The organism is Burkholderia lata, from assembly GCF_902499025.1.
Classification (GTDB): domain Bacteria; phylum Pseudomonadota; class Gammaproteobacteria; order Burkholderiales; family Burkholderiaceae; genus Burkholderia; species Burkholderia lata_C.
Genome location: NZ_CABVPW010000015.1, coordinates 1 through 24,522, shown reverse-complemented (window position 1 = coordinate 24,522; position 24,522 = coordinate 1). Strand labels below are relative to the sequence as shown.

Genomic DNA, 24,522 nt, shown 5'->3' with positions numbered 1-24,522 from the left:
CGGAAACTCCATTCTTGATTGATCCGAACCGGCGCGCCGCTCACCGGCGCTGCCCAGACAACGATGGAGTCCCCCATGGCTTACAACCGTCGCTCGAAGCACATCACGCAAGGCGTGGCACGATCGCCGAACCGCTCGATGTATTACGCACTCGGCTACCAGAAGGACGATTTCGACAAGCCGATGGTCGGCATCGCGAACGGCCATTCGACGATCACGCCTTGCAATTCCGGCCTGCAGCGCCTGTCGGACGCGGCCGTCGCGGCCGTGAAGGCCGCCGACGCGAACCCGCAGATCTTCGGCACGCCGACGATTTCGGACGGCATGTCGATGGGTACCGAAGGCATGAAGTACTCGCTCGTGTCGCGCGAAGTGATCGCCGACTGCATCGAGACCTGCGTGCAGGGGCAATGGATGGACGGCGTGGTCGTCGTCGGCGGCTGCGACAAGAACATGCCGGGCGGGATGATCGCGCTCGCGCGCCTGAACGTGCCGGGCATCTACGTGTACGGCGGCACGATCCGCCCCGGCAACTGGAAAGGCCGGGACCTGACGATCGTCTCGTCGTTCGAGGCCGTCGGCGAATTCACCGCGGGCCGGATGTCGCAGGAAGATTTCGAAGGCGTCGAGCGGAACGCATGCCCGACGTCGGGTTCGTGCGGCGGGATGTACACCGCGAACACGATGAGTTCGTCGTTCGAGGCGCTCGGGATGTCGCTGCTGTACTCGTCGACGATGGCGAACCCCGACCAGGAGAAGGTCGATTCGGCCGCCGAATCGGCGCGCGTGCTCGTCGAAGCGGTGAAGCGCGACCTGAAGCCGCGCGACATCATCACGAAGGAATCGATCGAGAACGCCGTGGCGGTGATCATGGCGACGGGCGGCTCGACCAACGCGGTGCTGCACTATCTCGCGATCGCGCACGCGGCCGAGGTCGACTGGACGATCGAGGACTTCGAGCGCATCCGCAAACGCGTGCCCGTGATCTGCGACCTGAAGCCGTCGGGGAAGTACGTCGCAACCGATCTGCATCGGGCCGGCGGGATTCCGCAGGTGCTGAAGATCCTGCTCGACGCGGGCCTGCTGCACGGCGACTGCATGACGATCACCGGCCGCACGATCGCCGACGAACTGAAGGATGTGCCGAGCGTGCCGCGCGCGGACCAGGACGTGATCTTCCCGATCAGTCGTGCGCTGTACAAGGAAGGCCACCTTGCCATCCTGAAGGGCAATCTCGCCGAAGACGGTGCGGTCGCGAAGATCACCGGCCTGAAGAACCCGGTGATCACGGGCCCGGCACGTGTGTTCGACGACGAACAGAGCGCGATGGATGCGATCCTCGGCGACCGGATCCGCGCAGGCGACATCCTCGTGCTGCGCTACCTCGGCCCGAAGGGGGGCCCCGGCATGCCGGAAATGCTCGCGCCGACGTCCGCGATCATCGGCAAGGGGCTCGGCGAATCGGTCGGCTTCATCACGGATGGCCGCTTCTCGGGCGGGACCTGGGGGATGGTGGTCGGCCACGTCGCGCCCGAGGCGTTCGTCGGCGGCACGATCGCGCTCGTGCAGGAAGGCGACTCGATCACGATCGACGCGCTCCAGCTGCTGCTGCAGCTGAATGTCGACGACGCGGAACTCGCGCGCCGCCGCGCCGCATGGCAACAGCCGGCGCCACGCTACACGCGCGGCGTGCTCGCGAAATTCGCGGCACTCGCCCGCCCGGCGAACAAAGGCGCCGTCACGGGGTGATGCGGGCGCGTCAAAACATGCGACCCCGATAAACATGGCCGCCGGGGGAACGCGCAAAACGCGCTTTCCCTTTGCTTTTATAATGCGCGGACCATGTAGCCGGCTGTCCCCGCCGGCGGAGAACCGCATGAAACACTCGATATTGCGCGTCCTGCTCGCCACGCTGCTGATCGGCAGCGCGGCGGCGGCGCGCGCCGACCAGGCCGACGGGCTCGCGCTTGCCCAGCGCAAGAACTGCATGGCCTGCCACGCGATCGGCAAGCCGCTGATGGGCCCGTCGTTCCGCGACATCGCCGGCAAGTATGCGGCGCGCGGCGACGCCGTCGATTACCTTGCCCAGTCGATCGTGAAAGGCAGCGTCGGCGTATGGGGCAGCGTGCCGATGCCCGCCAATACCCAACTGACGACCGCCGAAGCCCATACGCTCGCGCAATGGGTACTGTCGGTGCACTGAACCGGACACCCGGGCGGGAATAGCCATCCTGCCGGATTCCGCCGACCGGCGGATGCCCCGACTGACCCGCACTTCGCCGGCAGCTTCACCGGCTTCTAGCGTAATCGCACCCCGTTTCTCATCGGAACGTCCGCGCGCTCAACCGGCGTGACCGGCGCGGCGGCGTGCGATCTCTTCGTCGACCGCATCGCGAACCCAATCCATGACCTCGGTTTCCAGCGCCAGCGCCACTTCGCGCGTGATCTGGCCGACCAGCCAGGCCGAATGCTCATGCAGCGCGTCGCGACAGCGGGCCTCGATCGCGTCGCGCCCGTCCCCGGTCAGGTAGTTCGTCAGGCGATTGCGCAGACGCTCGGCGATATGCTGCGCATCTTCCGGCGTCAGCCCGGCTGCTGCCCGGGTCTCCGGCTGCGGCGCAGCGACCGGTACGACGGCCTCCGGCATGTGCGCTTCACGCGCGTGCCCGACCGCCTCATGTGCCACCGCGGCGAACGCGTGTTGCGGCACAGCGTCGTCGGCCAGCGACGATTGCAGCGGCGCACTCATTGCCGCCGAATCTTCGGCGAACACATGCTCCGCGGCGCCGGGCTCGGCCGGCGCATCGGTCTCGCCCATCGCCGCCCCGGCAGCCGTCGCCACGTCGCCCGGCAGTTCGACCGCCGGGACGTGCGGCGTCGGTACGGGTTCGACTACGACAGAATCGGGGTCAAGTTCGCTTGACACGGGATCGGCCGGTGCCACATCTGCGGTGTGCGGTGCGACCACGTCGGTGAGCACCGGAATCGCCGCACCGGCGGGCGGCTGCGGTGCGTCGGGCGCGGGCGTGCGCGCCGGCACCGGCTTGCCCGGCACCAGCACGTCGGTCAGCGTCGGGATCGAGGATGAATCGGCTTCTGTCACGGGAACACTCCGTTGACGGTTGCGGCTAGCTGCCCTGCTTGTAGTTGTTCAGCGCGTAGCCTCGGTCGCGGTAGAACCGGTAGCGGTCGCGGCCCGCGGCCAGCTCGTCCGGCGCATTGCCGACCACTTCGAGCAGGCGCTCGAAGCGGGCGAACTGCGCGGGCACGGCCGCACCGAGGTTCAGCAGCACGTGATGATGCGGTGCGCGGTCGAGATCCGCGGCCAGCACGATCGGCGTGCCGGCTGCGTGCTCGCTGTCGACACCGCAATGCGGGATGAAATCGAGCGGCGAGAACGTCCAGAGCCGCTCGTCGAGCGCGCGCAAGCGCGCGGGCTCGGCGAGCACGACGACCGGCTGCCCGGCCAGGTAGGCCTTGCGCAGCAGCCGGCACGCGTACGCGAGCGAATCGCCGACGTTCGAGTGGAAATCGATTCGCGTCATTGCCCGCGTACCCGCAGCGTCGTCAACACCGCCATCACTGGCCGGCGCGGTCGATCAGGAACTGCGCGAGCAACGGCACCGGACGGCCCGTCGCGCCCTTCGCCGCACCACCCTTCCATGCGGTGCCCGCGATGTCGAGGTGGGCCCACGGGTAGCTGTCGGTGAAGCGCGACAGGAAACACGCGGCCGTCACGGCGCCGGCCGGGCGTCCGCCGATGTTCGCGAGATCCGCGAAGTTCGACTTCAGCTGATCCTGGTATTCGTCGTCGAGCGGCATGCGCCATGCCGGGTCGTTCGCCTCGCGCGACGCGTCGAGCAGTTCGCCGGCGAGTGCGTCGTCGGTCGAGAACAGGCCGCTGTTGTGGCCGCCCAGCGCGATCACGCACGCGCCCGTCAGCGTTGCGACGTCGATCACCGCAGCCGGCTTGAAGCGCTCGGCGTACGTGAGCGCGTCGCACAGGATCAGACGGCCTTCGGCGTCGGTGTTCAGCACCTCGATCGTCAGGCCCTTCATGCTGGTGACGATGTCGCCCGGCTTCGTCGCGTTGCCGCCCGGCATGTTCTCGCAGGTCGGCACGATCGCGACGACGTTGATCTTCAGGCCCATCTCGGCGACCGCACGCATCGTGCCCAGCACCGAACCGGCGCCGCACATGTCGTACTTCATCTCGTCCATGCCCTCACCCGGCTTCAGCGAGATGCCGCCCGTGTCGAACGTGATGCCCTTGCCGACCAGCACGACCGGCGCGACCTTCGCAGCGGCGCCCTGGTAATGCAGCACGATGAACTGCGGCGGCTCGACCGATGCGCGCGCGACCGACAGGAACGAGCCCATCTTCAGCGCCTGGATCTGCTTGAGGCCGAGCACTTCGGCCTTCAGGCCCCAATCCTTCGCGATCTTCTTTGCGGTGTTGCCGAGGTAAGTCGGCGTGCAGACGTTGCCGGGTAGGTTGCCGAGGTCGCGGGTGAGATCCATCCCGTTCGCGAGCGCGACGGCCTGCTTGACCGCGACCTTCGCGGCCTTTTCGTCGGACGGATCGACGCTGAACACGACGCGCTTGAGCGTGTGCGACACCGGTTCCGGCTTGCTCTTCATCTGCGTGAAGCGGTAGGTCTCGTTGCGCAGCGCGAGAATCGCCGCGCGCACGCCCCAGTCGGAGCTGCGCTCGTCGACCGGCAGTTGCGCGAGCGTGAACGTGACCTGGACGACCTTGGTCGCCAGCAGCGCGCGCCATGCGGCCGTCACCGCATCGTTATAGGCTTTCTGATTGAAAGCATCCTGCTTGCCGAGGCCGACGAGCAGCACGCGCGACGCGCCGATGCCCGATACTTCGTGCAGGAACAGCGTCTTGCCGCGCTTGCCGTCCATGTCGCCGGCCTTGATCACGCGCGAAATCAGCCCGTTGGTGGCCGTGTCGATGTCGAGCGCCGCGCCCGAAAGGGTCTGCGCCTCGAAGATGCCGAGCACGATGCAGTCGGACTTCCCGGTCAGGAACCCCTTCGCCTCGCCTTTACTCCAATCACAGCCTTTTATGCTAAAGTCCATCGCGCTTGTCCTCGGATAAAATCTGGGCTAAGGATGAAAGCCGCAATTATCCGCTATTTTTCCCGTGGCGGCGCGAGCGCTCCACCACGCGTGCGCAGCCTCCCGCCCTCTTCTCATCAAGAATGATCTTCGAACGCTCCCTCCAGCGCGAGCTTGCGTATACGGCTGGCGCCGTGTTCATGGTGCTGCTCACGATCATGCTCACGACGATGATGATCCGCATCGTCGGCTACGCCGCGTCCGGTGAAATCGATCCGCGGGACGTTCTCGTGCTGATCGGCCTCACCGTGATCGGCTACCTCGCCGTGATGCTCGTCGTCACGCTGTTCGTGTCGATCCTGTTCGTGCTGACCCGGTGGTATCGGGACTCCGAAATGGTCGTGTGGCTCGCGTCCGGCGTGAGCCTCACGCGCCTCATCAAGCCGATTGGCGTGTTCGCCACGCCGATCGTGCTGCTGATCGCCTTCTTCGCGTTCGTCGGCTGGCCGTGGTCGAACCAGCAGAGCAAGATGATCAAGGCGCGCTTTCAACAGCGCGACGAGATTTCGCTGCTCGCGCCGGGCCAGTTCCGCGAGTCGGTCGCGAACCACCGCGTGTTCTTCATCGAGAAGATGACGCCCGACCAGAGCAAGGTGCAGAACGTGTTCGTGACCTCGACGGAGAACGGCAAGGTCAACGTGGTCGTGTCGCAGACGGGCCATACGGAAACGCACGACGGCAGCCGCTTCGTCGTCCTGGAGGACGGCCGCCGCTACGACGGCACGCCCGGCCAGCCGAACTTCAAGATCATGGAGTTCGAGCGCTACGGCGTGAAGATCACGAGCACGCCGGTCACCAACGTGCCGACCACCAACAGCACACCCACCCTGGACCTGCTGCGCAACCCGACGCGCGACAACCTCGCGGAATTCGCGTGGCGCGCGGGGCTGCCGCTGATCGCGATCAACCTGATCGTGCTCGGCATTCCGCTGTCGTACCAGAACCCGCGCCGCAGCCGCACGATCAACCTCGTGATGGCCGTGCTGATCTACCTCACGTACTCGAACCTGCTGAACGTGGTGCAGTCGCAGATCGAGCAGGGCAAGATGTCGTTCGGCGTCGGCTTGGTCGGCCTGCACGCGCTCGTCGCGGTAATCGTCGCCGTGATCTTCTGGTTGCGCGTGCGCAATCGTCCGCTGTTTACACGCGCGCTGTTCGGCCGCTCGGGAGCATGATCGATGCGGCTCTATGAAAAGTACTTCGCGCGGCAGATCTACGTCACGTTCGTCTTCATCCTGTTCGCGTTCTCGGGCCTGTTCTTCTTCTTCGACCTGATCAGCGAACTGAACTCGGTCGGGCACGGCAACTACAAGTTTGGCTACGCGGTGCTGCGCGTCGCGCTGCAGACCCCGTCGCGCTTTTACGAGATCATCCCGGTCGCCGCGCTGATCAGCGCGATCTACGTGTTCGCGCAGATGGCCGCGAACTCGGAATTCACGATCTTCCGCGTGTCGGGCCTCGCGACCAACCAGGCGCTGCGCTCGCTCCTGAAGATCGGCGTGCCGCTCGTGATCGTCACCTACCTGATCGGCGAATTCGTCGGCCCGTACGCCGACCAGCTGTCCGAGCGCGTGCGGCTGCAGGCGCTCGGCGCGTCGGTGTCGTCGAACTTCCAGTCCGGCGTGTGGGTAAAGGACACGCTTGCGGCCCGTGAAAACGGCGAGCAGGTCACGCGCTTCGTCAACGTCGGCAGCCTGTCGCCCGACTCGACGATCAGCAACGTGCGCATCTACGAATTCGATTCGAAATTCCAGCTGCGCAACGTGCGGATCGCGCAGACGGGCCGCTACGAGCCGCCCGGCCACTGGCTGTTGAAGGGTGTCACCGAAACGGAGCTGACGCCGATCAAGCCGATCAGCGGCCAGCCGGCCGACGCGCTGAACCCCGTGTACCGCTCGCAGCAGGTATCGCTGCCCGAATACCGGCTGCGCTCGGACCTGACGCCGCAGATCCTGTCGGTGCTGCTCGTGTCGCCGGAGCGCATGTCGATCATCAACCTGTTCCGCTACATCCAGCACTTGCGCGAGAACCAGCAGGACACGCAGCGCTACGACATCGCGCTGTGGCGCAAGCTGCTGTATCCGTTCGCGGTGTTCGTGATGCTCGTGCTGTCGCTGCCGTTCGCGTACCTGCACACGCGTGCGGGTGTGGTCGGCGTGAAGGTGTTCGGCGGCATCATGCTCGGCATGAGCTTCCAGCTCCTCAATACGCTGTTCTCGCACATCGGCACGCTGAACACGTGGCCCGCGCCGCTCACCGCGGCGACCCCGGGCCTGATCTATCTCGCGCTCGGCCTGTTTGCACTCAAGTGGGTCGACCGGCACTGAGTGCCGCGTCACGACGGAGGCTTCGACATGAGTTCGCACGGCATCGTCCTGTTCGGCCACGGCGCCCGCGACCCACGCTGGGCCGAGCCGTTCGAGCGGCTCGCCGCACGGCTGCGCGGCGGCGCCTCCCCCGCCGCGCACGTGTCGCTCGCGTTCCTCGAACTGATGACGCCGTCGCTCGGTGACGCAGTCGCCGCGCAGGTCGCAGCCGGCTGCTCGCACATCACCGTGGTGCCGGTGTTCTTCGGCCAGGGCGGCCATGTCCGCCGCGACCTGCCGCAGCTCGTCGACGCATGCCGCGCAGCGCATCCCGGTGTCGAGATCCGCTGCGCGACCGCCGTCGGCGAAGACGATGGCGTGCTCGACGCGATCGCGCGCTACTGCATCGACCAGATCGGCGACGACGCGTAAGTCACGCAGTCGCGGCCCACAAAGAAAAAGCGCCGGCTTCCGCCGGCGCTTTTTTCGTTTCGGACTCCAGCCGGAATCCGCTCAGGCCGCATTGCGCAGCGAATCGCCCGCCTTTGCCTGCCCGGCGCGCTCGGCGAACGCATCGCCGATCATCAGCAGGCTCGGTTCTGCGGGATCGAGCCACGCCTGCGCGTCGCCCGCCGCCATCTGCGCGAGCGTCAGCGTCAGCGTGCGCTCGCGCGCGGTACTGCATGCCTCGACGATCGCCACCGGCGTCGCCGGCGCACGGCCCGCGTCGATCAGTTCCTGCGCGATACCGGGCGCGCTGTCGCGGCCCATGTAGTACACCATCGAATCGGCGCGCGCGGCTTCGCGGATCTCGTCGCTACCCGGCGCGCGGCTGTGCGTCGCGAACGCGACACTGCGCGACACGCCGCGCAACGTCAGCGAACGCTTCAGCGTCGCCGCACCGGCCAGCGCCGCGGTGATGCCCGGCACGACCTCGTAGTCGATGCCGGCCGCTTCCAGCGCGCGCATCTCCTCTTCGGCGCGACCGAACAGCATCGGGTCGCCGCCCTTCAGCCGCACGACGCACGCATGCTCGCGCGCCGCATCGACGATCTGCTTGTTGATGAAATGCTGCGCGGTCGAGCGCTGCCCGCAGCGCTTGCCGACCGCGATCCGGCGCGCATTCGGCGCGTAGTCGAGCATCGCGGGCTCGACGAGCGCGTCGTGCAGCACGACGTCCGCCTGCTCGAGCAAGCGCGCGCCGCGCACCGTGATGAGGTCGGCCGCGCCCGGCCCTGCTCCGATCAGATACACCTTGCCCATGTTTGTCGCTTCGCCTTCCAGCGGGCGTCGGCTCCGGCCCGCGCCGCCGCGAAGCGGCGCGGTTTCCCGGTTACGCCGAGAACGCCCGGATCATCCCTGCGGCGACCGTGTGGTGGGTCGCCTCGTCGATCAGCACGAACGCACCGGTACCCGGATGCGCGTCGTACGTGTCGCAGACGATCGGCTTCTGCAGCGTCAGCGCGACGCGGCCGATGTCGTTCATCTTCAGCTCGTGACGGTCGGTCGCGTGCGACAGCGTGTGCACGTCGAGCACCTGCTTGACGCCGCCGACCTTCGCGAACACCGTGCTGGTGGTCTGCTTCAGCAGGTACTTGCGCTGCGGCGACAGCGGCGTCTCGTCGAACCAGCACAGATCGGCTTCGAGCTTCTTCGCCGGCTCGACCGGCTCGCCGGACGTGACGAACATGTCGCCGCGCGACACGTCGACGTCTTCCGCGAGGCGGATCGTCACGGTCTGGCCCGCGAACGCGTGCGGGACGGACGCGGTGCCGCCCGGCACCGGCGCGACGATCTCGGCGACCGTTGCCGCGCGGTTCGACGGCAGCACGACGATCTCGTCGCCGACCTTCACTTCACCCGACTCGATACGACCCATGTAGCCGCGGAAATCGTCGGCCGAGCTGCCGTCCTGGCGCGCCACCCACTGCACCGGGAAGCGCAGCGCGTCATGCGCCTGCGTCTCGACCGGCAGCGATTCGAGCACGTCGAGCAGCGGCTCGCCCGCGTACCACGGCATGCGCTCGCTCGCGCCGACGATGTTGTCGCCCTTCAGCGCCGACACCGGCACGAAGCGCACGTCGCTCAGGCCGAGCTGCTTCGCGAGCGTGACGTACGCATCGCGGATCTCGTTGAAGCGCGCTTCGCTGTAGTCGACGAGGTCCATCTTGTTGATCGCGACGATCACGTGCTGCAGCGCGAGCAGCTTGACGATCGCGCTGTGGCGCTTGGTCTGCGGCAGCAGGTCGGCTACACCGTTCTCGATCGTCACGCGCGTCGCGTCGATCAGGATGATCGCTGCGTGCGCGGTCGATGCGCCCGTCACCATGTTGCGCGTGTACTGCTCGTGGCCCGGCGTATCGGCGATGATGAACTTGCGCTTCGCGGTCGCGAAGTAGCGGTACGCGACGTCGATCGTGATGCCCTGCTCACGCTCGGCTTCGAGGCCGTCGGTCAGCAGCGCGAGGTCAAGCTCGTCGCCGACCGTGCGCTTGTTCTTCGCACGCGACAGCGCGGACAGCTGGTCGGACAGCACGGCCTTGCTGTCGTACAGCAGGCGGCCAATCAGTGTGCTCTTGCCATCGTCGACGCTGCCCGCGGTGATGAAGCGCAGCACGCCGAGGTCTTCGTTGTTCTCGATGATGCTCATGATGTGAATGTCCTCGTGTGCTTCAGAAATAACCTTGCTTCTTGCGCTGTTCCATCGCGGCTTCGGAGGCCTGGTCGTCCATCCGGGTCGCGCCGCGCTCGGTGATCTCGGTCACCGCCGTCTCGGCGATGATCTTCTCGACGTCGTCCGCATCGCTTTCGACCGGGCACGTGCAGGAAATGTCGCCGACCGTGCGGAAGCGCACCTGCGCGAGCTCGCTCGTCTCGCCGTCACGCATCGGCGTGAGCGGCGTGACGGGCACGAGCAGCCCGTTGCGGCGCACGATCTCGCGCTCATGTGCGTAATAGATCGACGGCAGTTCGAGATTCTCGCGCGCGATGTACTGCCACACGTCGAGTTCGGTCCAGTTCGAGATCGGGAACACGCGCAGATGCTCGCCCTTGTGCAGGCGGGCGTTATACAGGCTCCACAGTTCCGGGCGCTGCGCCTTCGGGTCCCACTGGCCGAATTCGTCGCGGAACGAGAAGATCCGTTCCTTCGCACGCGCCTTCTCTTCGTCGCGGCGCGCACCGCCGATCAGCGCCGTGTAACCGTACTGCTCGATCGTCTCGAGCAGCGTGACGGCTTGTGCGGCATTGCGCGAATCGGTTTCGCGGCGCAGCACGACCGTGCCGCGCTTGATCGAATCCTCGACATGGCCGACGATCAGCTCGGCGCCGAGTTCTTTCGCGCGGCGATCGCGGAAGTCGATCACTTCTTCGTAGTTGTGGCCCGTGTCGATGTGCACGAGCGGGAACGGCAGCGTCGTCTTGCGGTTCGCGCCGAGGCCGAATGCTTTCAGCGCCAGATGCAGCACGACGACCGAGTCCTTGCCGCCCGAGAACAACAGCGCCGGCTTGCTGCATTCGGCGACCAGTTCGCGCAGGATGTGGATCGACTCGGCTTCGAGCCAGTCGAGGTGGCCCATGCGGTTGTCGGCACCGGTGGGCGGGGCAAAGGCGGATTGCTCGAGCGTCGTGCTCATGATTTCAGTCCTTCTCTTCTGGGTTCGTGCCGCCCGCTGTCGCAGGCGGCGCAATATTCAGTTTCTTGTCAGGCTTTCAGTGCGTGGTGCCGGCAACGGCTTCCGCGGGAATCGGCGTGATCGTCGTGATGTGCAAGCCGCATTCCTTCGTATCGCGCGACTCCCACCACCAGCGGCCCGCACGGCTGTCCTCGCCGGGGCGGATCGCCCGCGTACAGGGCTCGCAGCCGATACTCGGGTAGCCGCGCGCATGCAACGGGTTCACCGGTACGTCAAACGCCTTGAGGTACGCCCACACGTCGGCTTCCGTCCAGTCGGCGAGCGGGTTGTACTTCGCGATCCCGCGCGCATCGTCCTGTTCTTCCTCGTGCAGCTCGGCACGCGTGACCGACTGCTCGCGGCGCTGGCCCGTGACCCACGCGCCGACGTCCGACAGCGCGCGATTCAGCGGCTCGACCTTGCGGATGTGGCAGCACGACTTGCGCAGCTCGACGCTCTCGTAGAACGCGTTCAGGCCGTGCTCGGCAACGTACTGGTCGACCGCGTCCTGCTGCGGATGGAACTGCTCGATCTCGTAGCCGTAGCGCTCGCGCACGCGGTCGATCATGCCGAGCGTTTCCGCGTGCAGGCGGCCGGTGTTCAGCGAGAAGATGCCGATCGACACGCCCTTCGACAGGATCGCGTGCGTCAGCAGCATGTCTTCCGCCGCGAGGCTGCTCGCGAACTTCACCTTCTCGTGGCGGGCACCGATCTGCGCGAGCAGCGCGTCGAGGCGCTCGACCTTCGCGGCGAGTTCCGGTGTCAGCGCGGTGGCGGTCGCGGTGCTCATGCGCCCACCTTTGCTTCAGCCGACGCGGCGCGGCGACGGAACAGCGGTTCGGGCTGGTCGAACGCGCCCTGGTAACGCTGCGTGAATTCCGTGAACGCATTCAGCGCGTCGTGGATGTCCTTGTCGGCGCGCACCGCGTATGCGTCGAAGCCGCAACGCGACATGTACAGCAACTGGTCGCGTAGCACGTCGCCGATCGCGCGCAGTTCGCCCGTCCAGCCGTGGCGCTCGCGCAGCAGGCGCCCGATGCTGTAGCCGCGGCCGTCCGCGAAGCGCGGGAACTCGACGGCGATCAGCGAAATCGTGCCGAAATCGGCCACGAGATCGGCCGGTTCGCTGTCCGGTGCGAGCCACACGCCGAGCTCGTCCTTCGTCTTCGCGGCGACGAGCGCCGCGCGCTCGGCCTGCCACAACGCGAACGGCACCAGCACCTTGCCCGCCGGCAACGCGTCGACCGCGGGCAGTGCACCGTCTTCCGCCGCGCGCACGACCTGCCATGCATCGTCGATCACTGCGCGGTTCTTGATAATCGAAGCCATCTGCTAATTCCTTCTACCCGGTTGGTTACGCGTTCACTGCCTGGCGCGCCGCATACACGCGCTCCTTGAACGGCGCGATGCCGATGCGGTCGTACGTTTCGACGAAGCGCTCGCCGTCGACGCGCGATTCGACGAACGTGTCGATCAGCTTCGCGATCACGTCGGGCACTTCTTCCGCCGAGAACGACGGCCCGATCACGCGGCCGAGGCGCGCGCCGTTCTGGCCCGTGCCCTGCTCGCCGCCGAGCGACACCTGGTACCACTCGGCGCCGTCCTTGTCGACGCCGAGGATGCCGATGTTGCCGACGTGGTGGTGACCGCACGAGTTCATGCAACCGGAAATGTTCAGCGACAGGTCGCCGAGGTCGTACACATAGTCGAGATCGTCGAAACGCTGCTGGATCGCCAGCGCGATCGGGATCGACTTCGCGTTCGCGAGCGAGCAGAAATCGCCGCCCGGGCACGCGATGATGTCGGTCAGCAGGCCGATGTTCGGCGTCGCGAAACCGGCCGCCTTCGCCTTTTCCCACACCGCGAACAGGTCGCGCTTCTTCACGTTCGCGAGAATCAGGTTCTGCTCGTGCGACACGCGCAGCTCGCCGAACGAGTACGCGTCGGCCCAGTCGGCCACCAGATCCATCTGCTGGTCGGTCGCATCGCCCGGCGCAACACGGTGATCCTTCAGCGACAGCGTGACGGCTGCATAGCCGGCCACCTTGTGCGGCGCGACGTTACGCTCGACCCAGCGCGCGAACGCCTTGTTCTCGAGCAGGTGCTGTTCGAACGATGCGTCGGTGTCGGCCAGCTTCTCGTAGACCGGCGGCAGGAAGTACTGCGACACGCGATCGACTTCCGCCTGCGTGAGCGTCGACGGGCCGTCCTTCAGGTGCTGCCACTCTTCCTCGACCTGCTGCGCGAACTTCGCGGGCGACAGCGCCTTCACGAGGATCTTGATACGCGCCTTGTACAGGTTGTCGCGGCGGCCGTAGCGGTTGTATACGCGCAGCACGGCTTCGCAGTAGGTGAGCAGGTGCTGCCACGGCAGGTCTTCCTTGATCACCGCGCCGATGATCGGCGTCCGGCCGAGGCCGCCGCCCGCGAGGATGCTCGCGACCACTTCGCCCTGCGCGTTCTTCTTCAGGTACACGCCGAGGTCGTGGATCTGCACGGCCGCGCGGTCGTCCTTCGAGCCCGACACCGCGATCTTGAACTTGCGCGGCAGCCACGCGAATTCGGGATGGAACGTCGACCATTGACGCAGGATTTCCGACCACGGACGCGGATCGATCTCTTCGTCCTGCGCGACACCGGCGAACTGGTCGGCCGTGATGTTGCGGATGCAGTTGCCCGACGTCTGGATCGCGTGCATCTGCACCGATGCGAGCTTCGCGAGGATTTCGGGCGTGTCTTCCAGCTCGACCCAGTTGAACTGGATGTTCGAGCGGGTCGAGAAGTGGCCGTAGCCGCGGTCGTGTTCGCGGGCGATGCGCGCCAGCATCCGGAGCTGGTCGCTGCGCAGGTTGCCGTACGGAATCGCGATGCGGTGCATGTACGCGTGGCGCTGCATGTACAGGCCGTTCTGCAGGCGCAGCGGACGGAACTCGTCTTCGCTCAACTCGCCCGACAGCCGGCGGCGCACCTGATCGCGGTACTGCGCGACACGTTCGTCGACGATCGTCTGGTCGTATTGGTCGTACTGATACATTCGGGGACCCCAGGGTTTTCGTGGTGACCGCGCGACGTCCTAGCCACGTCGCGCCCGAATCTCCGTTCCGCCGTCACCACCGCCATCCGCTGCCGGGTGGATTGCTAATGACGAAAACAGATATCCATATTTGAAAAACTCCGGTGAATCGTAATAAACTCGCCTTATATTTCAAACGACTAAAAAATTCTGTTGATATGCGGAAGGGTTATAAATGAACCTGCACCAATTTCGCTTCGTGCGCGAAGCCGTCCGGCAGAATTTCAATCTCACCGAGGCCGCCAAGGCGCTCTACACGTCGCAACCGGGGGTATCGAAGGCGATCATCGAGCTCGAGGACGAGCTGGGCGTGGAGATCTTCACGCGGCACGGCAAGCGCGTGCGCTCGCTCACCGAGCCGGGCAGGATCATCCTCGCGTCGGTCGAGCGGATTCTCCAGGAAGTTGAGAGCCTCAAAAGGGTCGGGAAAGATTATGCGGCACAGGATCAGGGCAACCTGACCATCGCCGCGACCCACACGCAGGCCCGCTACTCGCTGCCGGCCGCGATCGCCGAATTCAAGAAGCGCTTCCCGAAGGTGCACCTGTCGATCCTGCAGGGCAGCCCGACGCAGGTCGCCGAGATGGTGATCCACGACCAGGCCGATCTCGCGATCGCGACCGAGGCGATTTCCGACTACAAGGAGCTCGTGTCGCTGCCCTGCTTCCAGTGGCACCACGCGGCCGTCGTGCCGGCCGACCATCCGCTGCTCGAACGCAAGCCGGTCACGCTCGACGATCTCGCGCAGTACCCGCTGATCACGTACGAAGGCGCGTTCGCGGGCCGCAAGAAGATCAACCATGCGTTCGCGCTGCGCGGGCTGTCGCCGGACATCGTGCTCGAGGCGATCGACGCCGACGTGATCAAGACCTATGTCGAACTCGGCCTGGGCGTCGGCATCATGGCCGACATCGCGTTCAATCCCGAGCGCGACCGCAACCTGCGGCTGATCCCGGTCGGCCACCTGTTCGGCAGCAACGTCACGCGCGTCGCGCTCAAGCAGGGTGCCTACCTGCGCAGCTATGTGTATACGCTCGTCGAACTGCTGTCGCCGACGCTGAACCGCAAGCTGATCGAACAGGCGCTCAAGGGCGAATCCGAATCGTACGAACTCTGAGCGGCGTGTATAAACACGGGGGCGCACATCGCGCCCCTTTTTGCTGTCCGACGGAGAATTCCGCATGACGCTTCCCGCCCTGTTGCGCCACGCCGCTGCCGGCACCCTCGTACTGGCCTGCGCTGTCGCACATGCCGACCTCAAAGTGGGTGTCGACCTGTCGTCGACCGGCCCGGCCGCCGCGATCGGCATCACGAGCAAGAACGCGATCCTGATGTGGCCGAAGACGATCGCCGGGCAGCCCGTGCAGGTGACGGTGCTCGACGACGCGTCCGACCCCGGCACCGCGGTGCGCAACATCCGCAAGCTGGTGGACGAAGATCACGTCGACGTCGTGGTCGGGCCGAACATCACGCCGGCCGCGCTCGCGGCGCTCGATGCGGTGGCCACCGGGCAGACACCGATGATCACGCTGGTCGGTTCCGGCGCGATCGTCGAGCCGCAGGAAGGCGCGCGGACCTGGGCGTTCAAGATGGCGCAAAGCGACAGCGCGATGGCCGACGTGATGACGCGCTACATGGCCAACCACGGCGTGAAGACGGTCGGCTTCATCGGCTTCGCGGACAGCTATGGCGACAGCTGGCTGAACGAGTTCACGCGCTTCGCGGACCTGCGCAAGATCCGCGTCATCGCGACCGAGCGCTTCAACCGCACCGACGCGAGCGTCACGGGCCAGGCACTGAAGCTGATCGCCGCGAAGCCCGACGCAATCCTGATCGCAGGCTCGGGCACGCCGGCCGTGCTGCCGCAGCGCACGCTGATCGAGCGCGGCTACAAGGGCCCGATCTACCAGACGCACGGGATCGCGACGCCGGAATTCATCAAGCTCGGCGGCAAGGACGTCGACGGGACGCTGTTCCCGACCCAGCCGGTGGTCGTCGCGCGCACGCTGCCGGCCGATCATCCGGCCCGCAAGGCCGCGCTCGCGTTCGTCGACGCGTACGAGGCGAAGTACGGCGCCGGCACGGTCACGCAGTTCGCGGGCGACGCGGCGGGCGTCTACCCGCGCCTCGCCGACGCGGTCGGCCGCGCATTGAAGGCGGCCCAGCCTGGCACACCCGCGTTCCGCGCGGCGCTGCGGCGCGAGCTGGAACGCGCGCACGAGCTCGTCGTGCCGAACGGCGTCGTCAACACGAGCGACAAGGATCATGTGGGGCTCGACCAGCGCGCGAGCGTGATGGGGATCGTCAAACAGGGCCGGTTCGTCTACCTGAGCCAGTGACGTGCACGACCGGCAACCGGGCAGCTTGCCCGGCGTCGGGATTTCGGACATAATCCGCGTTTCGCCGCGCACAATCGCATGCGCGGCCAGGATCAAGCCCAGGTGGTGAAATTGGTAGACGCAGGGGACTCAAAAGTCCTTGCGTTAAAGAAACCACCCTCCCGGAGAGCCTTATTGGGTAAGGGTTTGCTGGAAGTGTTGTAGTGGGGCTTAGAAATTTTTGCCTCGATTTTGCCTCATTTTTTATACCACCCGCTTTAACGCAGGGGAGTAAATTTTGAGGCTTTGTCGGGCAGTTGAAGTAAAGTTGAAGCGATTTTGAAAGTTTGCGTCGCCCGGGTGGTGAAATTGGTAGACGCAGGGGACTCAGACCAAATTTGAGCCCTCTTGAAGAAATTCTTGAGGTGAAGCCCGTCAAACTCGGCGAAGGCCCTAGGATTATATCCTGAGCTAATACCGAGCCAAGCCTTGGAGGCGAAAGCGCCAAGGAAGGTGTAGAGAGCAGACGGCGGGCACCTACAGCAGAATAAAAACTGCCATGGTGAAGGCGTGCTCCAGACCACGAACAGCTTCGGCTGGCGGCGAAAGCCGAAGTGGTACGAAAATCCCCCGCCGCAAGGCGTGCCGGTTCGATTCCGGCCCCGGGCACCACTGTTTTAGCGATGAGCCGCGTATCTTGAGATGCGCGGCTTTTTTGCGTCCAGTCACTCGAGGCAAGTTTGCGGACAGCGACACCGACACCGAACAAGCGACGGCAGCTGGAAAAGCAGCGGCGAGCGGAAGAGCTCAGCCGGGCGCAAGAGGAAGCCGAGCAGAGCGCGGTCGAACATGAGCAAGCGCGCGACATTGAGTTTTACGCAGCCGCGCTCGACGGATATTACACAACGTCGTTTGAGTACGATAAGGGTGTCTTCACGTTGGCGGCTGGGGGCCTCGGCTTACTCGTGACATTGCTGACAACGTCTACTCTTAAGACGGTTCCAGAGCTTTTCGGCTACCTCGGCGGCATCGCTGCTTTTTCGGTCGATTTGCTTTTGTTGCTTTGGATTTTCCGCTTGAACAAAGACCACATCCTTCATGTGGTTTTGCAGCAAGAAGAACTGAGCAGCAAGAAACTGAGGCGCATTGATTTTGCAGTTGTGTGCTTCTTCCTCGTCGGCGTCGCTTTCACAGTGTTCGTCGGCGTCTGCACAGCTGTAGACTCGTTCAAAAAGGTGACGGAAGTGGTTGACAACAAACCCAACCCTCCCGCTACTCCGATTGTCCGGAGTGACAGCGTCAACGGTATCAAGCAGATGCGGCCGGATGCGCTTCAGGCCTCCGCCTCACGAGCGAGTAAAGCGGCGGCCGCCAGTGCAGCTGCGTCGGCTTCGAAAAGCGCTCAGTCGGCCGCACCCGTGGCAACCTCTTCAAGACCGGCTTCGCCAGCGCCAGCCGCCCCGGCCAGTAACGCAACATCCAATCCATCTGGTAAAGGTAAGTGACATGTCCAACAACGACAACAACGCTAACACGCCAAACGTATCGGGCCTGACTCTGGTTCAAGAAAGCCTCGATGGAATCGGCAAGCTTCATCCTGTTTCTCTGCAAAAGTCGCTTGTTGGTATCAACTCCCTGCGACCGAACGTAGGTGGTGTAACCTCTAACGCGTCGCAGACACAACCCGTGGCGTCATCAACACAAGCGCCGACCGCTCAAGCAAACAACTCGAATTCAAAGGGGAAGTGAAATGACGGATACCAAAAAGCCTGGCAAACACTCGACAACTTGGGCTGGCGTAGGTGACAGTGCTGAAGGTATCCGCCATCTCCGACCTGATGCGCTCCGGCAGGCAAGGGAGCAAATCAAGGCCGTCGACAAGCAAATCAAGCAGAACGGCCTACCTTCCTCGACGACCACTGTCGCCTCGAGCACAGGGAAACCGACTACGAAAAAGTAATATCAGTATTTGTGGCTTTTTGTGCCACGCGTGTCCCGACGGTTGCTATACGTATTGAGCAATTGCTCATTGGCCAATAGCAACCCAGGACACAACAACATGTACTTCAAGGCTCTTCTCGCTCACGACGACGTTGTCAGCGAATCTGTTTTTCTCGTCGCTCCCGCGTTTCATGTCGCTCAACAGGCAGCCCAGCTGCTCTACCCGGACTCGCGGTTGGTTTGGATGTTCCCTGTTGACGATGAGGATGTTCCCTCGAACGTTCGGGGCAGTGCTGAGGAAACTACACACGAGATGCTTCGCATCGCACGCGGTGACTAATTTCGAGACCGTTCCTCTGCCGAGGAGCGGTTTTTTTCTGTCCGGAGGCTAAATCTGGCGCTGGCAGTTGCTATACGTAGTACAACGCTCTTCTCCAGTCCGTTGGTTGCTGTTCCTAATGTTGTGCCGGGCCCACCTAGCCCCCCGCCCCCTGGTTATTGGTTTCCAGGGGGCTCTTTTTTTGGCTTCATGTTTCGCGCACCGCGCCGTTAACATGGAGACTCCCCGACTCTTCAACGCTTCTCGTGGCAGACACAACAGCAACCGTCATCGACCTGGAAGGCTACGCGTTCTGGAAGAACGTCGCGGCTCGTCTCAAGAGCGAAAACAACGCGATGCTCGTAACCCCCGATGTGTGGGATGAGGGCGTGATTCGTGTTACAGACGATGATGAAGTGGCTCGTAAAACGGACCCGGTCATCATCAACGAGACCCGAGCGGAAGTGCACGAGTGGTTCACGCGCGTGGGATTCCCGATGCCGCAGACGTGGGCCGAGTATCGAGCTGGGCAAAAGTACATCGCAGAATTGACTGATGCGCTGGACACCGTCCGCGTCGGATACGCGCACATCCCGCAAAACGGTGTTTCGTTCATCAAGAAGCAGAGCCCTCGCATGTACGAGCCGCTCGTTCTGGTACTCAGCGAAGGATGGGAGAGCGTGGCGAACTGGCACAAACAGCAACATACGTTCGCCCAAATTGTTTTCGAGTACGACGAGAGCAAAGAGCTCCCCGACCCGGCCGCCGACAAGTTCAGCCAATAACGACTAAGCCCGCACGCAGCGGGCTTTTTACTTAACAGCCGTTGTTGTGGTGGTTGTGCCAGTCGTAGGTCGGCTGCGACGGTTCCCAGCGAGACGACTCAAAAGCACCAGTGTTATTCAGCATCCCCTGACTCGGGTCAAACCACGCAGGGCTAGTTCCGTAGTGAGTCGAGCCCATCGCTTCCCACGGCTGGGCATACATCGGCGGGCTCAAGCTGTCGCGCGAATGGTCGACCGTCACACTACTCGCCCAGCATTCGCGCACCGCACTGTCCGACACGGCCCCGAGCATACAATCCGCTATAAATCGAAACATGACACTCTCCAAGATTTGTTTAGCAACTGCAGGGTGTTGATTCCACCGAATCTAGAAACCGGCTTTTAGCCGGCCGCCAGACTCCGGTGCTCTTCAACAGTTGTAAAAATCGAGGCAAGGTCAACCTCGGCGTTCAGCAGCTTCTTGCCGGTAGCTTGTTGGTACAACAACACAACGAACGCCTTGTGCTTCACGCTCATGTCGTGCATGTCGACGGGCATGAACGCGCCGAAGGTCTCGTCCTTCCGGATATAGTCCAGCGCTGCGTACAGTTCGACGACCAGCTGCTGCGGACTATCGTAAAAGTCCTCGACCGTCACCACGTCCGCCGCAATCATCACTGCGATGCGTGGAACGCCCAGGAAACGCGAGCACGCTGTCAGAAACTGTCCGCCAGCGCTTTTGACTTGACGAATCCCCGTGCGCAGCTGGCCGATGTATGCGTATGAGACGCCGAGAGCAGTCGCCAGCTCTTGCAGGTTCATGTCGCGGTCGTTCGCGGCGCGCAGCAGCCAGCCCATGAGCACGGCCCCTGGGCGTTGCATTTCTTCTTCGGTCATCATCGCCCACGCTTGGCGACGTTCCGGCGACGAAACTTCTCGAGTGTGTCGCGTCTTGCGACCGTCTTGCATCAGTGCGGAGGTGGTCATAGTGTTCCCGCTTTTTTCAGTGCTTCAATGTATGCATCGACTAGAGCTACGAAGCGCAACCACTGGCGCGCTTTGACGTTTCCCTGCCCTGCTTCCCACTGGCTCAACGTGGATTGGGGTACCTGGCCAGCCACTGTCAGCCCCTTTCTGGTAAGCCCAAGCTCAAGGTACTTCTTGATTGCGATTGACGCTTCCGAGCCGGGGATGGTCTGCGGTGTTCCGTCCTGCTGGCCAACGATAGCCTCGCAGGCTTCTAAAATGGACTGTTCTTCCAGACGCGGCGACGCGTTGCTGTTCAGCCATGAAGTGAGGCGTGAGCGTGAGATTGGCGCGGAAAGCGTGGTGGTCAACGCTTCAGCAAACTGTTCTTGCGTGAGGCCGCTGCGGTCGATGTAGTCGCGCAGGCGCTCAGCAAAATGACTACGCCGTTGCTCGGCGGCTAGTGGCGCATTGGTGACAATCGGCGGTTCAATCTGAAGCCGCTTACTGCCAAGGAACAGTTCTCTGATGGGAGGCATAGGCGGAACACTACGTCCCACGCCCCGTTAACGTCAAGCGATTGCTAAAAAACACAAATATTATTGAGCGTTCGCTTTGACAATCAGCGTTTCCAGCTCGCTCGCATAGCCGGTGCACTGCACGAGGGATGCGGTGTAGGCCTTCATGACGGTGGGCGCATCTTCTGTAGAAGACAGGTCCTGAACAGCCAAGTGAGGACGCCCGGGCAACGGAATCGGGTGAGCTTTTACGGGAACGTACTGGACGACTGGCGCGGGAGGCGTCGTGGAAGCGCAGCCAGACAATGCTACGAGCAGCAGGAGCGCTACGGCGAGGCCTGCGTTGAACCAGCCAATGTTGCGGATGGGTTCGGTGAGCTTCATTGCTTGTCCCATCCCGAAAATTGCTGCGCCGTAGAGACTGCCAGTTGGCGAGCCGTTTCAACGTCGGGCGTTGACGCAGCCATGACCGCCGCAGCTTTCTGGGTGGTCACAACACGGATAGTCTGGGCTTGAGCCACGCCAGCTTGAATGCTCGCAGCCTGCGCAGCGCCAAGCGCTTCAGCTTGAGTGAAAGCAGCTTTATCGCTGGCAATCTGCTGTTGGGCGGCATCGAGAGCAGCCGCGTCCTTGGCATGCTGCGCAGCGTCCACGGAGACCGTGTGCTTCCACTCATAGTACGGGTAGGCCACGGACCCAATCCACAAGGCCGCGACCAGCCCCAGCCCTACGAGCTTGGCCTGGGCAATACCAGGAATCAGGTCCGTGAGGCTCATTGCGTCACCGTGGTCGTGTCAGCGGTAGCTGCCGAGGCCGTTGCTTGTGCAGCTGTCGAAGCAATCGCGGATGCAGCTACTGCCGGGGCTACGTTGGCAATCGCTGCCGTAGCCTGGGCCACCAGGTTCGCGTGAGCCTGGCTCAGTGCGTCGAGTACAGGCTGAGCGTTCACGATTGTCGTCGCAGCAGCTGCGTTTTCCGCAGCAACTTTTGCCAGCTTGTCCTGCGCTTCTTTCACATGGCTCGCGGTCGCCAACCAGCCGATGATGGACGAACCGATAATGAAATAGAGCACATGGGTGCCGGTGAGCTGTGCCTGAATGTCGGAGAAATGCGGCTCCAACACGGCCGCCACGCTCGCGCCGATGCCTACGGCTGCTTGCAGGTGCAGGGCGATAGCGCGCTTCACGCTGTGATATGCGCGGTGGAAGAAGCCCTCTACTTTTTGGGCGTCTGCGGTCGCATCAGCTTTGAGCTTAGCCACATCTGCGGATAGGGCTTGTTTAACATTGTCGAACATTTGAATCTCCTTTTCTTTTCTATAGCTATCGTTTAGCTACCGTAGTTATCGTTCAGGAAGATGTTGCGCTCCGCTGTCCGCCGGTTCAGGAGCCCCTGAATGACCACCAGCTGGCCGTCGACGTGCCCCTTGTCCCAAACCAAGAACTGGTCAGCCGCGCCCTGATAGTTGCCGGCGTTGAGCAGTCGTAGAAGCGTCGAACCGTTGAACGCGCCATTGCCAGCGTTGTAGCAAAACGAAACGCAGGCATCGAACTGGTTTTGCGTCAGGGGCACTTGAACGACGCCGTTCACGTTGTTTTCGAATTGCACCAGTTCTTGCGCAAGCAAAGTGCAGGCGGCAGGTTCGCTGATGCCATTCGGGTACTGCTCTTGGGCTTGCGCGAGCGTCATGTGAAACAGCGCATGGCCGTAGCCGATTGTGGGAATACCGCAGGAGTCGAGGTAGACGTGACCGACGAACCCCTCTTCAGTCTTGATGAAGGAGATTCCCTGCTGGGAGATAGTGAGTGCCATTCATAGCTCTTTATGGTTTTAGTTTTGCGATGAGCAGGGCGACGCCGGCGCTGACAAGGCCAGTCAGTAGGTGCTTGGCGATACCTAGGAATCCGTCGGTAGCTAGCTGATGTTTGGGCTCTGCTTGTTCCAGCACACGGACGCGGGTGTCTAGAAAAGACTGGCTCTTTTCAAGCTGGTCTACGCGCATGTCTACGCGCGTGAGCAGTTGGAGACTCTCTGCAATTGATTCGAGAGTCTTTTCCATCCGCTCGAGGCGGTTCTCGACGACAGCAAGACGAGCTACGTCGTTATTGTTATTATTTGTAGTCATCTTGCCGTTCTTTACAGCTATCGTTTATTGTTATCGCCCGGCGGCGTCGAGACGGCCGGGTTTAGTTGTGTAGCTACGAGGATGCGGAAGTAGTGGTCGTAGGCGTCGGCGCAGCGGAAATTGCTGCGCTCGCGGCGGCAGATGCTGCATCAGCAGTTGCAAACGGCTTTGCCTGCCCATTCACCGAGTAGTCTGCATCTTGGTGGATGTACAGGTTTCCGCTGTCGTCGTAGAGCTCGTAGCCATAGCCATTCGCGACCGTGATTGTTTTTGATGTGTAGGCCATTTTCAGTCTTTGGTAGCGTAGACGTAGACGATTTGCGACTCAGGGCTCGGCGCGTAGCGCACGCCGAACAGGTTGTTGGTCGTTCTAGGGATGCAATACGAGCCGTCGCTCAATCTGGAGTTGCAGATGAGGCTGTTCGCGAGCGAAGTTGTGAACGGAAACTGGTGGGTCGTCGTAATTACCGAATCGCTCGCAGTGTCGTACAGCGTAATGGAGCGCGAATTCGTCACCGACCAAGCGCCCGTATTCGTTGGACCGCAAATCTGTGCAGGAGTGGTCGGGAACGCTTTTGTTGCGGACCACGTGTTGCTCGCCACGTCATAGATTTGATACTGGCTTACGTTGGTGCCGCTCTGCGAGCTGTAGCCGCCTGCGACCCATACCTGCGCGCCGCCGGATAGCGGAACGGCACACGGGTTACGCAAACCTGTTGGAAGCGACGCCGCTTGGGTCCAGCCTGTATCAAGGTCGAGGATATAGCAGGTGGAGAGGCTCACAGAGCTGTTCTGGCTTTGGTAGCCTCCGATGTACATAACCCTGGTGGCCGACAGCGTAACCAGAGCACCTAGGCTTGACGACACGGGCAGGTCCCACAGACGCGTCCAGTATCCTGCTGTTGCGCTCGTCGGGGTGTAGACGTAACACCAAGGCGACACGCCGCTTGCGTAGCTGCCTCCCACTGCCACGAGTCGGCCGTCGCTGAGCATCGTGATACTGGGCGTTTCCCCGCCTACGAAGAGCGCCTGCGGATATGTTCTGTTGATGTCCGCACAGAACTGACCCACTAGAGCTGAAAATTTTCATCGAATTTTGACCCACGTGATTGAATGCCCTGCTCAATCTTTGAGCAGGGGATACAAAGGTGATCACGGTGGGCATATTGGCCAAGATCAGGCGGATGTATTTCCGCGAGAAGGTCCCGTTGCGCGAGATTGCGCGGCGTACGGGCCTGTCCCGAAACACGGTGCGCCGCTGGCTGCGGCAGACTGATGCTGTCGAGCCGAAGTATCCGAAGCGCGTCAGCACGAGCGTCATCGACGACTGGGCCGCACAGCTGACAGGTTGGCTGCGTGCCGACAGTCATCGCCCGAAGCGTGACCGG

General features: G+C 63.3%; 30 protein-coding genes. 12 read left to right on the top strand and 18 right to left on the bottom strand.

Translation table 11 applies throughout. The annotated features are described in order from the left end of the window. Positions 1-75: 75 nt before the first annotated feature. On the top strand, positions 76-1,749 hold the full coding sequence (ilvD, locus tag BDI24065_RS16755; RefSeq protein ID WP_175032225.1) for a dihydroxy-acid dehydratase: 1,674 nt from the start codon (positions 76-78) through the stop codon (positions 1,747-1,749). Positions 1,750-1,876: 127 nt separating this feature from the next. After that, positions 1,877-2,203 (top strand): c-type cytochrome, encoded by a 327-nt coding sequence (locus tag BDI24065_RS16750; RefSeq protein WP_175032224.1) that lies wholly within the window; start codon positions 1,877-1,879, stop codon positions 2,201-2,203. A gap of 138 nt (positions 2,204-2,341) precedes the next feature. Here BDI24065_RS16750 and BDI24065_RS16745 read toward each other — a convergent pair whose 3' ends face one another. From BDI24065_RS16745 to BDI24065_RS16735, 3 genes are read right to left on the bottom strand one after another with little or no spacing between them, the layout of a single operon-like run. Continuing rightward, positions 2,342-3,103 (bottom strand): DUF2486 family protein, encoded by a 762-nt coding sequence (locus BDI24065_RS16745; RefSeq protein WP_175032223.1) that lies wholly within the window; start codon positions 3,101-3,103, stop codon positions 2,342-2,344. Positions 3,104-3,128: 25 nt separating this feature from the next. Continuing rightward, positions 3,129-3,545, bottom strand: a complete 417-nt coding sequence (locus tag BDI24065_RS16740) for a DNA polymerase III subunit chi (protein ID WP_039368072.1) — start codon at positions 3,543-3,545, stop codon at positions 3,129-3,131. 34 nt (positions 3,546-3,579) lie between these two features. After that, entirely contained in the window at positions 3,580-5,091 is a 1,512-nt protein-coding gene (locus tag BDI24065_RS16735; protein WP_175032222.1) for a leucyl aminopeptidase, read from the bottom strand. A gap of 122 nt (positions 5,092-5,213) precedes the next feature. On the opposite strand from BDI24065_RS16735, the gene lptF reads away from it, so the two are divergent. The 3 genes from lptF to BDI24065_RS16720 are packed head-to-tail and all read left to right on the top strand — an operon-like array spanning position 5,214 to position 7,868. Continuing rightward, on the top strand, positions 5,214-6,305 hold the full coding sequence (gene lptF, locus BDI24065_RS16730) for an LPS export ABC transporter permease LptF (protein WP_175032221.1): 1,092 nt from the start codon (positions 5,214-5,216) through the stop codon (positions 6,303-6,305). A 3-nt stretch (positions 6,306-6,308) separates the two neighbouring features. Then, the gene (lptG, locus tag BDI24065_RS16725) at positions 6,309-7,457 is read left to right on the top strand and encodes an LPS export ABC transporter permease LptG (RefSeq protein ID WP_069257350.1); all 1,149 of its coding nucleotides are present in this window, start codon (positions 6,309-6,311) and stop codon (positions 7,455-7,457) included. Between the two features lie 27 nt (positions 7,458-7,484). Then, positions 7,485-7,868 (top strand): sirohydrochlorin chelatase, encoded by a 384-nt coding sequence (locus BDI24065_RS16720; RefSeq protein ID WP_175032220.1) that lies wholly within the window; start codon positions 7,485-7,487, stop codon positions 7,866-7,868. Positions 7,869-7,949: 81 nt separating this feature from the next. Here BDI24065_RS16720 and cobA read toward each other — a convergent pair whose 3' ends face one another. The 6 genes from cobA to BDI24065_RS16690 all read right to left on the bottom strand — a co-directional run bounded on the left by cobA (position 7,950) and on the right by BDI24065_RS16690 (position 14,144). Next, positions 7,950-8,699 carry a uroporphyrinogen-III C-methyltransferase gene (cobA, locus tag BDI24065_RS16715; RefSeq protein ID WP_175032219.1) on the bottom strand — a complete coding sequence of 250 codons (750 nt, stop codon included), beginning with the start codon at positions 8,697-8,699 and terminating at the stop codon, positions 7,950-7,952. Positions 8,700-8,769: 70 nt separating this feature from the next. After that, positions 8,770-10,086 carry a sulfate adenylyltransferase subunit 1 gene (locus BDI24065_RS16710; protein ID WP_175032218.1) on the bottom strand — a complete coding sequence of 439 codons (1,317 nt, stop codon included), beginning with the start codon at positions 10,084-10,086 and terminating at the stop codon, positions 8,770-8,772. Positions 10,087-10,108: 22 nt separating this feature from the next. After that, a complete protein-coding gene (cysD, locus tag BDI24065_RS16705; protein WP_175032217.1) occupies positions 10,109-11,071 on the bottom strand; it encodes a sulfate adenylyltransferase subunit CysD in 963 nt (320 codons plus the stop codon). 76 nt (positions 11,072-11,147) lie between these two features. Further along, entirely contained in the window at positions 11,148-11,900 is a 753-nt protein-coding gene (locus BDI24065_RS16700) for a phosphoadenylyl-sulfate reductase (protein ID WP_175032216.1), read from the bottom strand. Next, complete coding sequence (locus BDI24065_RS16695; protein WP_175032215.1) at positions 11,897-12,439, bottom strand: DUF934 domain-containing protein; 543 nt, start codon at positions 12,437-12,439, stop codon at positions 11,897-11,899. The genes BDI24065_RS16700 and BDI24065_RS16695 overlap by 4 nt, the downstream gene beginning before the upstream one ends. 25 nt (positions 12,440-12,464) lie before the next feature. Then, entirely contained in the window at positions 12,465-14,144 is a 1,680-nt protein-coding gene (locus tag BDI24065_RS16690; protein ID WP_175032214.1) for a nitrite/sulfite reductase, read from the bottom strand. Positions 14,145-14,358: 214 nt separating this feature from the next. On the opposite strand from BDI24065_RS16690, the gene BDI24065_RS16685 reads away from it, so the two are divergent. From BDI24065_RS16685 to BDI24065_RS16660, 6 genes are all read left to right on the top strand, one after another. Beyond that, entirely contained in the window at positions 14,359-15,300 is a 942-nt protein-coding gene (locus BDI24065_RS16685) for a CysB family HTH-type transcriptional regulator (RefSeq protein WP_174931661.1), read from the top strand. A 64-nt stretch (positions 15,301-15,364) separates the two neighbouring features. Beyond that, positions 15,365-16,522: an ABC transporter substrate-binding protein gene (locus BDI24065_RS16680; protein ID WP_175032213.1), complete on the top strand. Its 1,158-nt coding sequence runs from the start codon at positions 15,365-15,367 to the stop codon at positions 16,520-16,522. 719 nt (positions 16,523-17,241) lie between these two features. Next, positions 17,242-18,006, top strand: a complete 765-nt coding sequence (locus BDI24065_RS16675) for a hypothetical protein (RefSeq protein WP_175032212.1) — start codon at positions 17,242-17,244, stop codon at positions 18,004-18,006. 1 nt (position 18,007) lies between these two features. After that, the gene (locus tag BDI24065_RS16670) at positions 18,008-18,250 is read left to right on the top strand and encodes a hypothetical protein (RefSeq protein WP_175032211.1); all 243 of its coding nucleotides are present in this window, start codon (positions 18,008-18,010) and stop codon (positions 18,248-18,250) included. 310 nt (positions 18,251-18,560) lie between these two features. After that, entirely contained in the window at positions 18,561-18,782 is a 222-nt protein-coding gene (locus BDI24065_RS16665) for a hypothetical protein (protein WP_175032210.1), read from the top strand. 245 nt (positions 18,783-19,027) lie between these two features. Then, entirely contained in the window at positions 19,028-19,546 is a 519-nt protein-coding gene (locus tag BDI24065_RS16660; RefSeq protein WP_175032209.1) for a hypothetical protein, read from the top strand. Positions 19,547-19,927: 381 nt separating this feature from the next. Here the strand turns inward: BDI24065_RS16660 and BDI24065_RS16655 are convergent, their stop codons facing one another. The 9 genes from BDI24065_RS16655 to BDI24065_RS16615 all read right to left on the bottom strand — a co-directional run bounded on the left by BDI24065_RS16655 (position 19,928) and on the right by BDI24065_RS16615 (position 23,917). Beyond that, positions 19,928-20,512, bottom strand: coding sequence for a helix-turn-helix domain-containing protein (locus BDI24065_RS16655; RefSeq protein ID WP_217481822.1), 585 nt, complete (start codon positions 20,510-20,512; stop codon positions 19,928-19,930). Next, positions 20,509-21,030: a hypothetical protein gene (locus BDI24065_RS16650; RefSeq protein WP_175032207.1), complete on the bottom strand. Its 522-nt coding sequence runs from the start codon at positions 21,028-21,030 to the stop codon at positions 20,509-20,511. The genes BDI24065_RS16655 and BDI24065_RS16650 overlap by 4 nt, the downstream gene beginning before the upstream one ends. A 60-nt stretch (positions 21,031-21,090) precedes the next feature. Further along, a complete protein-coding gene (locus tag BDI24065_RS16645; protein WP_175032206.1) occupies positions 21,091-21,393 on the bottom strand; it encodes a hypothetical protein in 303 nt (100 codons plus the stop codon). Further along, positions 21,390-21,785, bottom strand: coding sequence for a hypothetical protein (locus tag BDI24065_RS16640; protein ID WP_175032205.1), 396 nt, complete (start codon positions 21,783-21,785; stop codon positions 21,390-21,392). Before BDI24065_RS16640 ends, BDI24065_RS16645 begins: the two co-directional genes overlap by 4 nt. Further along, positions 21,782-22,306 carry a hypothetical protein gene (locus BDI24065_RS16635; RefSeq protein WP_175032204.1) on the bottom strand — a complete coding sequence of 175 codons (525 nt, stop codon included), beginning with the start codon at positions 22,304-22,306 and terminating at the stop codon, positions 21,782-21,784. Before BDI24065_RS16635 ends, BDI24065_RS16640 begins: the two co-directional genes overlap by 4 nt. A 32-nt stretch (positions 22,307-22,338) precedes the next feature. Continuing rightward, positions 22,339-22,821 carry a lysozyme gene (locus BDI24065_RS16630; protein WP_175032203.1) on the bottom strand — a complete coding sequence of 161 codons (483 nt, stop codon included), beginning with the start codon at positions 22,819-22,821 and terminating at the stop codon, positions 22,339-22,341. Between the two features lie 10 nt (positions 22,822-22,831). Beyond that, on the bottom strand, positions 22,832-23,134 hold the full coding sequence (locus BDI24065_RS16625) for a hypothetical protein (protein ID WP_175032202.1): 303 nt from the start codon (positions 23,132-23,134) through the stop codon (positions 22,832-22,834). Between the two features lie 73 nt (positions 23,135-23,207). After that, complete coding sequence (locus tag BDI24065_RS16620; RefSeq protein WP_175032201.1) at positions 23,208-23,420, bottom strand: hypothetical protein; 213 nt, start codon at positions 23,418-23,420, stop codon at positions 23,208-23,210. Between the two features lie 2 nt (positions 23,421-23,422). Beyond that, a complete protein-coding gene (locus BDI24065_RS16615) occupies positions 23,423-23,917 on the bottom strand; it encodes a hypothetical protein (RefSeq protein WP_175032200.1) in 495 nt (164 codons plus the stop codon). Positions 23,918-24,291: 374 nt separating this feature from the next. Between BDI24065_RS16615 and BDI24065_RS16610 the strand changes: the two genes are divergently transcribed. Further along, on the top strand, positions 24,292-24,522 hold a 231-nt coding region (locus tag BDI24065_RS16610; RefSeq protein ID WP_175032329.1), incomplete at its 3' end, for a helix-turn-helix domain-containing protein.

What these genes read in the sequence shown, in the direction of transcription:
- BDI24065_RS16740 (WP_039368072.1), bottom strand. Translation starts at nt 3,545, where the DNA reads ATGACGCGAATCGATTTCCACTCGAACGTCGGCGATTCGCTCGCGTAC.
- BDI24065_RS16670 (WP_175032211.1), top strand. Translation starts at nt 18,008, where the DNA reads ATGTCCAACAACGACAACAACGCTAACACGCCAAACGTATCGGGCCTG.
- cobA (WP_175032219.1), bottom strand. Translation starts at nt 8,699, where the DNA reads ATGGGCAAGGTGTATCTGATCGGAGCAGGGCCGGGCGCGGCCGACCTC.
- cysD (WP_175032217.1), bottom strand. Translation starts at nt 11,071, where the DNA reads ATGAGCACGACGCTCGAGCAATCCGCCTTTGCCCCGCCCACCGGTGCC.
- BDI24065_RS16685 (WP_174931661.1), top strand. Translation starts at nt 14,359, where the DNA reads ATGAACCTGCACCAATTTCGCTTCGTGCGCGAAGCCGTCCGGCAGAAT.
- ilvD (WP_175032225.1), top strand. Translation starts at nt 76, where the DNA reads ATGGCTTACAACCGTCGCTCGAAGCACATCACGCAAGGCGTGGCACGA.
- BDI24065_RS16620 (WP_175032201.1), bottom strand. Translation starts at nt 23,420, where the DNA reads ATGGCCTACACATCAAAAACAATCACGGTCGCGAATGGCTATGGCTAC.
- BDI24065_RS16710 (WP_175032218.1), bottom strand. Translation starts at nt 10,086, where the DNA reads ATGAGCATCATCGAGAACAACGAAGACCTCGGCGTGCTGCGCTTCATC.
- BDI24065_RS16635 (WP_175032204.1), bottom strand. Translation starts at nt 22,306, where the DNA reads ATGTTCGACAATGTTAAACAAGCCCTATCCGCAGATGTGGCTAAGCTC.
- BDI24065_RS16655 (WP_217481822.1), bottom strand. Translation starts at nt 20,512, where the DNA reads ATGACCACCTCCGCACTGATGCAAGACGGTCGCAAGACGCGACACACT.
- BDI24065_RS16640 (WP_175032205.1), bottom strand. Translation starts at nt 21,785, where the DNA reads ATGAGCCTCACGGACCTGATTCCTGGTATTGCCCAGGCCAAGCTCGTA.
- BDI24065_RS16750 (WP_175032224.1), top strand. Translation starts at nt 1,877, where the DNA reads ATGAAACACTCGATATTGCGCGTCCTGCTCGCCACGCTGCTGATCGGC.
- BDI24065_RS16665 (WP_175032210.1), top strand. Translation starts at nt 18,561, where the DNA reads ATGTACTTCAAGGCTCTTCTCGCTCACGACGACGTTGTCAGCGAATCT.
- BDI24065_RS16625 (WP_175032202.1), bottom strand. Translation starts at nt 23,134, where the DNA reads ATGACTACAAATAATAACAATAACGACGTAGCTCGTCTTGCTGTCGTC.
- BDI24065_RS16680 (WP_175032213.1), top strand. Translation starts at nt 15,365, where the DNA reads ATGACGCTTCCCGCCCTGTTGCGCCACGCCGCTGCCGGCACCCTCGTA.
- lptG (WP_069257350.1), top strand. Translation starts at nt 6,309, where the DNA reads ATGCGGCTCTATGAAAAGTACTTCGCGCGGCAGATCTACGTCACGTTC.
- BDI24065_RS16695 (WP_175032215.1), bottom strand. Translation starts at nt 12,439, where the DNA reads ATGGCTTCGATTATCAAGAACCGCGCAGTGATCGACGATGCATGGCAG.
- BDI24065_RS16645 (WP_175032206.1), bottom strand. Translation starts at nt 21,393, where the DNA reads ATGAAGCTCACCGAACCCATCCGCAACATTGGCTGGTTCAACGCAGGC.
- BDI24065_RS16630 (WP_175032203.1), bottom strand. Translation starts at nt 22,821, where the DNA reads ATGGCACTCACTATCTCCCAGCAGGGAATCTCCTTCATCAAGACTGAA.
- BDI24065_RS16650 (WP_175032207.1), bottom strand. Translation starts at nt 21,030, where the DNA reads ATGCCTCCCATCAGAGAACTGTTCCTTGGCAGTAAGCGGCTTCAGATT.
- BDI24065_RS16720 (WP_175032220.1), top strand. Translation starts at nt 7,485, where the DNA reads ATGAGTTCGCACGGCATCGTCCTGTTCGGCCACGGCGCCCGCGACCCA.
- BDI24065_RS16700 (WP_175032216.1), bottom strand. Translation starts at nt 11,900, where the DNA reads ATGAGCACCGCGACCGCCACCGCGCTGACACCGGAACTCGCCGCGAAG.
- BDI24065_RS16735 (WP_175032222.1), bottom strand. Translation starts at nt 5,091, where the DNA reads ATGGACTTTAGCATAAAAGGCTGTGATTGGAGTAAAGGCGAGGCGAAG.
- lptF (WP_175032221.1), top strand. Translation starts at nt 5,214, where the DNA reads ATGATCTTCGAACGCTCCCTCCAGCGCGAGCTTGCGTATACGGCTGGC.
- BDI24065_RS16690 (WP_175032214.1), bottom strand. Translation starts at nt 14,144, where the DNA reads ATGTATCAGTACGACCAATACGACCAGACGATCGTCGACGAACGTGTC.